The sequence below is a fragment of the Weissella paramesenteroides genome, from assembly GCF_036327715.1.
Classification (GTDB): Bacteria; Bacillota; Bacilli; order Lactobacillales; family Lactobacillaceae; genus Weissella; species Weissella paramesenteroides.
In genome coordinates, this window is record NZ_CP130559.1 from 212694 (window position 1) to 224514 (window position 11821).

At 37.4% G+C, this 11821-nt stretch carries 10 protein-coding genes; 7 read left to right on the top strand and 3 right to left on the bottom strand.

The annotated features are described in order from the left end of the window. Nucleotides 1-10: 10 nt before the first annotated feature. The 4 genes from QRX23_RS01020 to QRX23_RS01035 all read left to right on the top strand — a co-directional run bounded on the left by QRX23_RS01020 (nucleotide 11) and on the right by QRX23_RS01035 (nucleotide 4551). Nucleotides 11-598, top strand: a complete 588-nt coding sequence (locus QRX23_RS01020) for a TetR/AcrR family transcriptional regulator (RefSeq protein ID WP_330156114.1) — start codon at nucleotides 11-13, stop codon at nucleotides 596-598. 188 nt (nucleotides 599-786) lie between these two features. Further along, a complete protein-coding gene (locus QRX23_RS01025; protein ID WP_330155624.1) occupies nucleotides 787-1425 on the top strand; it encodes an NAD(P)-dependent oxidoreductase in 639 nt (212 codons plus the stop codon). Between the two features lie 574 nt (nucleotides 1426-1999). After that, nucleotides 2000-3820 (top strand): pyruvate oxidase, encoded by a 1821-nt coding sequence (spxB, locus tag QRX23_RS01030; protein ID WP_002828784.1) that lies wholly within the window; start codon nucleotides 2000-2002, stop codon nucleotides 3818-3820. 185 nt (nucleotides 3821-4005) lie between these two features. Then, a complete protein-coding gene (locus tag QRX23_RS01035) occupies nucleotides 4006-4551 on the top strand; it encodes a C39 family peptidase (RefSeq protein WP_330155625.1) in 546 nt (181 codons plus the stop codon). 58 nt (nucleotides 4552-4609) lie between these two features. On the opposite strand, the gene QRX23_RS01040 is transcribed toward QRX23_RS01035, so the two are convergent. From QRX23_RS01040 to QRX23_RS01050, 3 genes are all read right to left on the bottom strand, one after another. After that, nucleotides 4610-5551, bottom strand: a complete 942-nt coding sequence (locus QRX23_RS01040) for a hypothetical protein (protein ID WP_330155626.1) — start codon at nucleotides 5549-5551, stop codon at nucleotides 4610-4612. 299 nt (nucleotides 5552-5850) lie between these two features. After that, on the bottom strand, nucleotides 5851-6732 hold the full coding sequence (locus QRX23_RS01045; protein ID WP_330155627.1) for a class II fructose-bisphosphate aldolase: 882 nt from the start codon (nucleotides 6730-6732) through the stop codon (nucleotides 5851-5853). Between the two features lie 3 nt (nucleotides 6733-6735). Then, the gene (locus QRX23_RS01050) at nucleotides 6736-7302 is read right to left on the bottom strand and encodes a 5' nucleotidase, NT5C type (RefSeq protein WP_330155628.1); all 567 of its coding nucleotides are present in this window, start codon (nucleotides 7300-7302) and stop codon (nucleotides 6736-6738) included. 453 nt (nucleotides 7303-7755) lie between these two features. On the opposite strand from QRX23_RS01050, the gene QRX23_RS01055 reads away from it, so the two are divergent. The 3 genes from QRX23_RS01055 to QRX23_RS01065 all read left to right on the top strand — a co-directional run bounded on the left by QRX23_RS01055 (nucleotide 7756) and on the right by QRX23_RS01065 (nucleotide 11821). Next, nucleotides 7756-8922 carry a DUF4767 domain-containing protein gene (locus tag QRX23_RS01055; protein ID WP_330155629.1) on the top strand — a complete coding sequence of 389 codons (1167 nt, stop codon included), beginning with the start codon at nucleotides 7756-7758 and terminating at the stop codon, nucleotides 8920-8922. Nucleotides 8923-9088: 166 nt separating this feature from the next. Next, nucleotides 9089-9922 carry a VOC family protein gene (locus QRX23_RS01060; protein WP_330155630.1) on the top strand — a complete coding sequence of 278 codons (834 nt, stop codon included), beginning with the start codon at nucleotides 9089-9091 and terminating at the stop codon, nucleotides 9920-9922. Between the two features lie 156 nt (nucleotides 9923-10078). Continuing rightward, on the top strand, nucleotides 10079-11821 hold the full coding sequence (locus QRX23_RS01065; RefSeq protein ID WP_330155631.1) for an ABC transporter ATP-binding protein: 1743 nt from the start codon (nucleotides 10079-10081) through the stop codon (nucleotides 11819-11821).

The following is an 11821-nucleotide window of genomic DNA, read 5'->3' on the forward strand; positions in this document are numbered from 1 at the left end:
GAGTCGTGTGATGGTTAATATAGTGAAAAAACAAATGATGAATTACAAAATTATGCAGGCTTTTTGGACGTTATATCAACAAAAAAGCCTACAACAAATTAGCGTACGTGAGATCATTGAGCAAGTACCATGTAATCGTAGTACTTTTTATGCACATTTTACTGATATATATGATTTGTTGGACCAGTTTGAAAATCACCTACTGCCAAAATCTTCACAACCTAGCGTACAGAAAATGATAATAAGTGATAATATTCAGGTATCTATTGAACAATGTCGCCGGCTCTATAGTCAGTATAAAAATTATTATGAAGTATTATTGGAAAATAAACATAATACAACTTTTCGGCCAAAACTCATCGATTTCTGTAGTGAAATTATCAAAAGGCATTTGAATTATCCTTTAGATAAGGAGGATTTTGATATTGATTTACTAGTAGAAATTACAGCTAATACAATTTTAACGACACTTATTTTTTATATGAAGAGAACGGATCGACCAAAGGCAACGGTAATTGTAAATTTAATAACAGAAATTCTTAATAATGGTATCTCTGAACAATTACAATGGCAGTTATCATTAAAAAATCAAACATAGTTTGAAACTCGCTTCAGTTTTTAAAGTATGAAGGCGTCAAACTACCGATTTCAAATAGGTGGTTTGATGTCTTTTTCTGTTCAGAATAACTATTCCCTTCCAAGCACTTGTAAAATGATTAGTATGAGTTTTAATGTTAAAATAATTTAAAGAGTATATAACATATTAGTAAAGGGTAGGTGAATTTAATGCAAATTACAGTTTTTGGCGCAAGTGGTAAAACTGGTAGTCAAGTTATTCAGCAAGCTTTGAATCGTAGTTATCAGGTGGTTGCTTATGTCAGAGAAGCAGCAAAATTGACTTTGACTGACTCAAATTTAAAAGTTGTTGAAGGACAGTTAGATGATTTAAACATGGTTAAACAGGCAATTTCAGGCAGTCAAGCCGTTGTAAGTGCCTTGGGTCCCACAGGCAAGCCGGAGAGTGATCAACAAATCAGTTTGGGAATCGCAAATATTTTGACGGCGCTAAAAGAATTTGGTATCAAACGCTTTGTGGCGTTATCAACAACTAGTGCACAGGATGCACTTGATATTGATAGCACAAAATTTAAATTAAGACGGACAATGATTCGTAAAGGTAGTCCGAGTTATTATGAATCAATTGTTAAATATACGGAGTTAGTTCGTCAATCTGACTGTGATTGGACGCTACTTAGAATTGCATCGCTATTAACTGATAAACCTTTAAATAAAAGCGTGCATGTTGGGTATTTGGGTAAGGATAAATTACAGTCAAAACTATCGCGAGCTAACCTAGCTTGGTACATGTTAGAACAATTAAATAGTACAGAATTTGTACGTCAAGCACCAGCAATTAGTGACTAAGTTCAAGTGGTGGTGTAGATAATAAATACTAGTAAAGAGCACCAGGCTAACAGTTGAAGTGCTACAAAAAAGTTGGGCATTTAAATAAATTTTTATAACTCAAGACCTGTTTTCAATATGTAATTGGAGCAGTTCTTTTGTTTTGGGATAAATTTCACTAATTAGTGATTATATACTTTTGACAATTTTACATAATTTCAGAAATTGTGAAAAAATTAACGGCAAGTTTCATGAATATTGTTTTAAAAACATTTGAATGTTTTGTGAAAATGTTCATTAATTATTAGACATAAATTTATGAAATAAATTTGAAGATAAAAAGGAATTTTTTTATAAATCAAACATTTTTTCTGACATAGTAATATAATACAAAATAATCATAATATATTGTATTTAGTTATAATAAGTTTACAATAATGTTTTATTTGAAAGAATCCCTGTATATGCTTCTATATTATATTGATTTATTTTATAAAAACTAGCTTGACATTATACTACTACTTAAAATATAATTTTAACTGGTAAAAGTAAGAAAGCGTTTCCAGAACGCAAACATGTAGGGAGATATGTTGAAATGTCAGAGAACAAAACAACTGCTGGTTTAGCAGCTTTGAAGGTTATGGAAGGTTGGGGTGTTCACACTGTATACGGTGTGCCATCCGGAACATTGAGTGGATTCATGGATGCGATGGGAAATCCTGAAAACAACATCAAGTTCTTGCAAGTTAAGCACGAAGAAGTTGGTGCCATGGCCGCAGTTATGCAATGGAAGTTTGGCGGTAAGATTGGTGTTACTGTTGGATCAGGTGGACCTGGTGCAACTCACTTGATTAACGGTTTGTACGATGCAGCAATGGATAACGTTCCTGTATTGGCAATCTTGGGTTCAAAGCCAGTTCGTGAATTGAACATGGACTCATTCCAAGAATTGAACCAAAACCCAATGTATGAAAACATTGCGGTTTATAACCGTCGTGTTGCTACTGCAGAGCAACTACCTCACTTGGTTGATGATGCAATTCGTACTGCAATCGCTAAGCATGGTGTAGCAGTTCTTGAAGTTCCTGCTGACTTTGGATTTGCAGAATTAGATGCAGATTCAATCTATTCAACACCTTTGTATTCTTCAGGACTAAAGTTCAAGAACTACAAGTCAGCACCAGTTGATGCAGCAGATATTGACGAAGCTGTAGAACTATTGAACCAAGCAAAGCGTCCAGTTATTTATGCCGGTGTTGGTACTATGGGACATGGTCCAGCCGTTCAAGAATTGGCTCGTAAGATCAAGGCACCTGTTATTACAACAGGAAAGAACTTTGAGACTTTCGATTGGGACTTCGAAGCTTTGACTGGATCAACATTCCGTGTTGGTTGGAAGCCAGCTAACGAATCTGTTCTTGAAGCAGATACTGTCTTGTTCGTTGGAACAAACTTCCCATTCTCAGAAGTTGAAGGTACATTCCGTAACGTTGAAAAGTTCATCCAAATTGATAACAACCCAGCTATGCTAGGTAAGCGTCACCAAACTGACGTTGCTATCCTTGGTGATGCTGGTGAAGCAATTGATGCTATCCTTGCAAAGGTTGCACCTGTTGAAGAATCAGCTTGGTGGAATGCTAACATTAAGAACGTTCAAAACTGGCGTGATTACATGAACAAACTTGAGCAAAAGACTGAAGGTGATCTTCAAGCTTACCAAGTTTACAATGCTATTAACAAGTACGCTGCAGAAGATGCAATCTTCTCAACTGATGTTGGTAACGTTACTCAAATGTCAATCCGTCACTTGCACATGACACCAAAGAACATGTGGCGTACTTCACCGTTGTTCGCCACAATGGGTATTGGTTTGCCAGGTGGTATCGGTGCCAAGAACACTTATCCAGACCGTCAAGTTTGGAACTTGATGGGTGATGGTGCCTTCTCAATGACTTACCCAGATGTTGTGACAAACGTTCGCTACAACATGCCAGTTATCAACGTTGTGTTCACAAACACTGAGTACGGTTTCATCAAGAACAAGTATGAGGATACTAATACTTACAACTTCGGTGTTGACTTTACTGACGTTGATTACGCTAAGATCGGTGAGGCACAAGGTGCTGTTGGTTTGACGGTTAGCCGTATCGAAGATATCGATCGTGTCATGAAGGAAGCTGTTGATTACTACAACCAAGGTCGTGTTGTTGTTATCGATGCTAAGATCACTAAGGATCGTCCAATTCCTGTTGAGACATTGAAGCTGGATACTAACTTGTACAGCGAAGATGTTGTTAAGTCTTACAAGGAAAAGTACGAAGCTGAAGAGCTTGTACCATTCCGCGAGTTCCTTGAAGCTGAAGGTCTAACTTCAAAGTACATCAAAGAAGACAACGGTAACAAGTTTAGCTTCTAATTAAATGAATGCAAAAAGTACTATTAGCGCTATGCTGATGGTACTTTTTTTCTGGCGTAGAATTCATTAGTCTTTTTATAGTTAATAAAATTATAAGCGGAGTATAATAAATTTATTGATATAAAAATAAATTTAGCCAATGAGGTGGCTAAATAGATAGCTGGGTAGAAAATTTGGAAAATCTAATGAAAAGCTATGGCATGGCTGTCAGGGAACAGTTAAAAGCACAAGGATTAAATGATGGCTTAATTTTGCAGACTGATGAACGATGGGCTAATGAAATTTATGGCTGGGGAACCGATGCAACTGTTGGTAACAACGCATGCGCCATTGCTTCATTAGCAATGATTAATGCTTATTGGCAACATACACCATTAACGATTAATCAAGTGCTTAACTGGGCGGGAAATGACTATTTTACAGATGCCGGCACCTTATGGTCTATTTTTCCTGCTTTTGCAGAAAAGTATGGTTATAAGTATAAGGATCTTGGGACAGACGTTGCGGATGCATTACCATACCTAAAAAACAACGTGCCAGTGCTCATTTCTGTGAAACCTGGTCGATTTACAACAGTTGGTCACATCATGGTTCTAACGCACGCAGATGACGAATATATTCGGTTGCTAGACCCTAATGATAATGAAAACAAGAATCACGCGTTAACCTCCTTTTCAAAGGAAGTGATTCAAAAGGAGTTACGGCATATTTGGGTGTTTATAGGGGGATGAAAAAACTTGTGCAGTTGTAAAAAAATAGCTGCACAAGTTTTTTTAGAATGCTCATATTTTAAAACTTTATCTCTGAAACATACGTTAGTTTCCTATGATAATCTAACTCAATAAAATCGGTTGGTTGCACATGACCAGGTTCTTTATCAAAATAGGTCGCATCAGCAATTTGCAACATGGTATAAACAAATTGTGAGCAAAACATGATGTTACGACGCATCGAATGTTTTGTTACTAGTCCCAGTATGTTATAGGCACTACCCGTCTGATTGATTTGTTTAATGGTATCAATGACTTTTCGTTTTTGAGCAACTGACACTGGGAGACGATAAATTAATACTGATGCATCAGCTTTTTTATGGAAAGCATGAATCATTTCAGGATTTAAGCCGGGCGGATAGACACGTCCACCACCATTGTAGCTAATGATAGTTGTTAAGTCGGCATCAAAACTAAGTGAAGCATGATTAAATTGTTTTTGCGTGAATAAACCAATTAGTTCACTGGCAGCACTACCGGTGTTTGAAATGACGATGTAGAGACCAGGGTCAGTTAGAGATTGTTCAGCCTTTTGAAAATAATCATTATCTAAAGAGCCATTATTTACATAGCGGATGGCACTATGCCGATTTAAATCACTAAAAATTTCTTGGAGATTATGCATTGACAGTGTATGCCGGAATTTGCCAAATGTATTTACTGCTTGGTAAATACGTTTTTGATGACGCTTCATCTGTGAAAAAGTAATTGTGCTAACTTCTTCAACAGAAGGTAAATAAAAAGATGTATTTTTTGTGTAAATAACAACATCTTCCAGTAAAAATGGCAATGGTAATGTTGCTGCTGCAATAAAGTGCAGTAGCAGTTGATGCGTTCCTTGATTTGAGAAAACAACACTAATATAAAAAACAAGCTGCAGAATTAGTGTAATGGTGTAACTAATAAATAGGATGATTTTCAAACCGAGTGAATAGGGCACCATCGTAAATAGTTTAATCACTAGGAATACGAAAATAAAAATGGCAGTGAGAATAAATAAAGGTAGTGTACCGAATAGTATGATTATCAACAGTAGACGGGTCGTTATAACCCAAAGGAATCGTTGATAATTAAGAATGTTATTCATAGAGATTGGTTGTCCTTTTAATTTGGTGTGATGCCTGAAACTGACTAAACAATATACTACCTTAGCTAGTCGTAAAATAGTAGATTTAATTATGTTGATCCGCAAAAAAACAAGCTATCTTACTGGCAAATTTTTAGTCAGTGATAGCTTGTTTTTTGCTAGTATTTTATTGATTAAGCGTGGTTAGCGCTGCCGAACACAGCAATACGATCTACTAGAGCATTCTCAATGGCTTTTACACCAGGTGCAAGTAACTTACGTGGGTCGTAGTTCTTACCTTCCAAGTCATGATCAGCCAGAATGAAATCACGCAACGCTTGGTGGAATGCTAATTGGGCTTCAGTATTAACGTTAACTTTTGAAACACCCATCGAAATTGCTGTTCGAATTTGATCATCAGGAACACCTGAACCACCATGCAAGACCACGGGTACTTTATAACCAGCAGCTTCATCAATGGCTGTTGTAATCTTTTGCAAATGGTCGAGGTGGAGACCTTTCCAATTATCTGGATAAGGACCATGAATGTTACCGATACCAGCTGCTAAGAAATCAATACCAGTTTCTACCATAGCAATTGTTTCTTCAACAGGTGCAATTTCACCATCGCCGATAATACCATCTTCTTCGCCACCAATTGTACCAACTTCGGCTTCTACCGAGATACCTTTAGCATGCGCCAAGGCAACGATTTCACGCGTTTTGGCTAGGTTTTCCTCTAATGGTAGATGCGAACCATCAAACATGACTGATGTAAATCCGGCAGCGATGGCAGACTTTGCAGCTTCATAATCACCATGATCAAGATGAATCGCAATTGGTACGGTGATGTTTAACTCGTAATCCAAGTTACGAATTAAGTCAGCAACGGTTTTGAAACCACCCATATACTTAATGGCACCCATTGAAGCAGCAACGATTGTTGGTGCTTGTTGTGCTTGTGCAACACGTAAAATGGCTTCTGTCCACTCAAGATTGTTGGTGTTAAATGCACCGACAGCATATCCTGATAAACGAGCTTTTGAAACAACATCTTTTCCTGAAACAATAGTCATTTTTTATTCCCAACTTTCTTTTTTAAATTCTGTGGTTGCATGACGTAATGCGTATTGGTTTTGTTTATTCGCATATGCGATATCGTCACGCAGAGAGCCCTCGTTTGAATTGGCGATGCTAATCAAAAAAGGCACCAGTTCTGCAGTCCATACAAGTCGACTATCATAGCCGTATTGTAGCCAAAAACTATCTATTTTGGCATCATCCCAATCACTCGCACCATGATAAGGGCGATCGTCTAGTAACAGGCTATCTGGCATTTTTACTAAATTCTTTTGATGAGTTAAGACAACCTTTTTGTAAAAGGGACTGTCTGCATCATTACCGAAGTACTCGGTTAGCCAGTTGATTTTATCTTGCCAAGAACTAGGATTTTCCCAAGGCGCAGTGGAAAGAATGTATAAATCAAAGTGTTTGGCTAATTCTTTGACACCTTCTATTGCACCAGGTAATGGTTTTAGGTGGCAGAAGATGCCAGGAATTTGGTCTGGTTTTTTAACGTTATATTTTTGGACATTTTGACTTTCAGCATTTAATGCAGGCAAAGTATCAACTAGTGTATTGTCCATATCGATAAATAATTTTTTGATAAAAGCCCCTCTTTTCTGCGTGATATGTAATGACATGACGCAAAATGAGTATACAGCCAAAATATGAGTAATACAAGGTGATTTTTTGCAATGGTATATATTCACAAATGCGATGAAAATTATTTTCAATTATTTATTTAAAGGAATTTTTAACACTTGATGTGATAGAAAAAGTATATAATCGCATATTATCAATCTTTAAAACGTTTGTGCATTTCAATGTGATAAGGATTTTCGTCAAAAACAAGCATGTGAATGACTATATTGGTATATAAAATTATTTTGATGACTAGAAAAAATAAAAATTATTTTCATTATTTAATCATTCATCACTTTTAGCCAGAGCAAAAGAAATATTCGCGTGACTCACCTATTGTATGGGATAATGGAAAGAAGAAATAAATCTCATTAGGTTATTGGAGGATTTAAACGATGACCGATAAAGAAAGATTGCGCCAGTACCAAGATTTATTGGAAGCTGGTGCTATTACAGAAGATGAATTTAATGATATGACGAAACATTTGCGTGAGAGAATTCAAGCAGATGAGCAGTTACCTGACGAAGAATCAGCAGCTGAATCTGAAACAGCAGCACCTTCTGTAGCAGAGAATCCGATTAGCGAGGATAAAACTGATTCAACAGCGGATGAAGTACAATCCGGGGATAATGTGGCGGATGAACCTTCTATTGAAGAGGCGGCTGAGGTAAATCAGTCTGAGAATGTTGAAGATGAACAAGCTGCTTCTATTGAAAATGATAGTGTTGCAGATCAGGAATCCTTGAATTCAGGTGATTTGAATGAAGAGCAACCGTTGGAACCAGCTGAAGAGTTACAACCAACAAAGTACAAGAAGCCAAAATATAATTATGATCTAATTATTGCGGCTGCCGTTGTGCTAATCGTATTAATTGGTGGTGGGGTTGTTGTGGTAAGACACAATCAACAAAATGCCCAAATTGGTACGGAAACAACCCAAAGAGATACAAGTAAGTCAAAAGCAAGCTCGGCAAAAACATCAAAGAAAACAAAAACAGATAGCAAGAAAAATAGTAGTGAAAAAAAGAAATCAAGTAGTGAGAAGAAAAAAACATCAGAAAAGGTAGCTGCCCAGTGGTCAGATAGCCAAATGAAAGAGTTAGCTGATTACATGGGAGTCTGGCAACAGGCAGTCGGTCAAACCTATGTTGGTACTTACGATGGTGGGACACCACAACACTTAACCTATAAGTTCCCCGAAGCATTGCAAAAGGGTAAGCTAGATGGTCATCTAAAACTTGATAATAAAGATGTATCATTTACCTGGTCACCTAAGGCAGACAAAAAGGCTGACTATCAAGTTGTTGCAGTTGCGACTGGTTCACGACAAGGTTCGGATGCACCAACGACTTATTTCTTCGTGATTCATGATGGTCAAGGTACTGTCTATGCGACAGAAACGGCAAGTGGCGAGGATCTAACCTTATCGCAAACGCAAAATGCTGATTTACAAAATAACTTTGCTAGCATTGTTAATGAACAAGCTGAAAGTTCATCGGCAACTTCAGAATCACAAGCAAACATTACTTTCAATGACGGGACGACTGTGTCTGAATCATAAGTGATTTAGATGAAAGCAGGCAAGAATACATTTTTAGAATAAGGCTAAGAATCAAAGTTGGACCAAAAGGCTATGTCCCAACCTTGGTTCTTTTCTTTTTGCTCGTTATAAGTAATCTGTGATACACTTACTTTTAGTAGGCAAAATAAGGAAAGAGATGTGTAAAATGAAAACGTCAAGATATGATATTCAGCATTTAACAATGCGTGTTGTAGATGAAGAACGGACACGTATTTTTTATGAAAAAGTTTTGGGCTTAGTCGATGTCTCATCAGATGAAAACCATATTGATTATGCGTTTCGAGAAGGTGAAGCACCATTTCTAACAATGTTATTAAATGGTAAAGCACAAACTGTTGCTCAAACAGGACTGTATCATGTTGCGTTATTATTTCCAAGCGCAGCAGAATTAGCTTCGTTGTTACATCGTTTGCTAACGTTACAGATTCCGGTTGGTGCAGGTGATCATACGGTCAGTGAAGCACTGTATATTAATGACTTTGAAGGAAATGGTCTTGAACTTTATCATGATCGCGATGCAGCAGGTTGGCAGTGGACAGATGGACAGGTAAAGATGGGCACTGATGAAGTTGATGCTGATGCGCTACTAGCTAAAAAAACACATGAATGGTCAGGATTTTCGGTGGGGATGAAAATTGGTCATTTACATTTTATGGGGAATGACTTAGACGTGGCTGATCACTTCTTTTTAGACTTTTTACAGATGGATCTAGTAACTGATATGCGGCCGGGTGCTAGTTTTTATTCGAATAATCATTATCATCACCATCATGCAGTTAATCTATGGCAAAGTCGCCATAGTGACCGTCGCCATCTCGATGAGGCTGGTCTAGTTGGTTGGCAGGTGATTGTCGACGAAAAGTACTTTGCACTGTTAACACAACGTGCAGAACAAATGCCAGGTTTAATTGAAAATTCTCATGATCAAATCGTCATTGTTGATCCAATGGGTTCGACACTAACAATCAACCATGAATAGTAGGAATTACCCACCCTTCTCACGTCTATAGTGATGAGTGTGGGGTTTTTAGTTAGAAAATTTGGCAGTAACATCAGAAACTAGTTATTTACGTATTAAAATGGTATAAAATATATTATCATGCATTTTTAATTTAATATTCAAGGAGGTGAGAATGTGAGCATTTTCATAAAATTAAGTTGGTATTTTAAACAGGAATGGCGAATTTATGCCATTGGGGTGCTGGGATTAGTGCTAACGGCTATCTTTGGTATTTTTCCGCCTTGGATTATCGGGCACCTTGTCGATTTAATTCGTGATGAAAAACTAACCGCTGATTATCTGTTTCTACTATTAGGTGGGTTAGTAGCAGTTGCTATTATCCAGTACATCGCACGTTATATGTGGCGTAATGCAATTTGGGGTGAAGCAGCAAAATTAGAATCATTATTGCGTCACCGTATTTTTTGGCATTATATGCAAATGGATACAGCTTTTTTTCAGCGGTATCGTAGGGGTGATTTGATGGCGCATGCGACAAATGATTTATCAGCTATTCAACGAGTTGCTGGTGGTGGTATTCTGCAATTTGCAGACTCATTGATAACGGGTGGCACAACTTTGATTGCCATGATGTTAGTTGTTGACTGGCGGCTGACCTTGATTGCTATCTTACCATTGCCATTATTGGCAGTGATGGCACGTACACTCGGTAATAAGATGCATATTGCCTTTAAAAAATCACAAGCAGCATTTTCACGATTGAATAACAAAGCGCAAGAAAGTATTAGTGGTGTCAAAGTTATCAAAAGCTTTGGTCAAGAAGCGGAAGATATACAAGATTTTAATCAACAGATTGATGACACGATTACGATTAATCAACATGTAAATAAACTAGATGCCTTGTTTGATCCGATTACAACGATGATTATGGCCATTTCATATGTTGTTACGATTATCTATGGTGGTCATTTAGTAAATAATTCGGTAATTACTTTAGGCGCATTGGTTTCGTTTGTCTCTTATTTATCAATGCTTGTTTGGCCGATGTTTGCTTTAGGTATGTTATTCAATACTTTAGAACGTGGTAATGCGAGTTATGATCGAATTGAAGCGATCATGGCAGAAAAAAGTAGCATTATTGAACCTGAAGATGCTGTGAATAAAACGCCGGTAGGAAATGTCGATTATCAAGTTGCATCATTCACCTTTCCGGGGGCAACAGATCCGGCGTTAACAAATATTAATTTCAATATTGCAGCTGGTAAAACGTTAGGTTTAGTTGGATCAGTTGGATCTGGGAAAAGTACGATTATTCGTTTGTTATTACGAGAATTTGATAATTATCAAGGTGCAATAACGTTTAATTCATTAGACATTCGCCAGTATCAACTGGATGCATATATGCCAGCGATTGGATACGTTCCACAGGAAACGTATCTGTTTTCTGACACCGTTCGTGAAAATATTCGTTTTGCACGTCCAAATGTAACGCAAGCTGAAGTTGAGAAAGCTGCTTATAAAAGCGATTTAGCAGAACAGGTAGATAATATGCCGGAAGGGTATGATACACCAGTTGGTGAAGAAGGAATTTCATTATCGGGTGGTCAACGACAACGACTAGCCATTGCCCGTGCATTATTGATTGATCCTGAGCTACTGATTTTGGATGATGCACTGTCAGCGGTGGATGCTGAAACGGAAACAGCAATTTTACAGACGTTACGCCAGGAGCGACAAAATAAGACGACCATTATTGCTTCACATCGTTTAAGTTCGGTGATGGATGCTGATGAGATATTGGTTATGCAAGATGGTCAAATTATTGAAAGAGGAACGCATGATTCGTTGATCTCACAAAATGGTTGGTATGCAAAAACATTTGCTTTGCAAGCTTTAGCAGTTGAAGGGGAGGTATGA